Here is a 279-nt window from a genome sequence, read left to right on the forward strand (position 1 = left end):
CGCGCTGGCGCTGGCCGAGTCGCTGTACGGCGGCGAGCAGAACATCATCACCATCAATATGAGTGAGTTTCAGGAGGCGCACACCGTCTCGACGCTGAAAGGGGCACCGCCGGGCTACGTCGGCTACGGCGAGGGCGGCGTGCTGACCGAAGCCGTTCGCCGTCGTCCCTACAGTGTGGTGCTGCTGGATGAGATTGAGAAAGCCCATCCGGATGTGCATGAACTCTTCTTCCAGGTGTTTGATAAAGGCTGGATGGAGGATGGCGAAGGCCGGCACAT

Annotated in this window: 1 protein-coding gene; it reads left to right on the top strand. The window is 60.9% G+C overall.

Features of this window, described 5'->3' with window-relative positions; genetic code table 11:
* Window positions 1–279: AAA family ATPase (locus SB756_RS29560; RefSeq protein ID WP_410913112.1), on the top strand; the 279-nt coding region annotated here is incomplete at both ends.

It is taken from the genome of Pseudomonas sp. SIMBA_068 (assembly GCF_046534705.1).
GTDB lineage: Bacteria > Pseudomonadota > Gammaproteobacteria > Pseudomonadales > Pseudomonadaceae > Aquipseudomonas > Aquipseudomonas putida.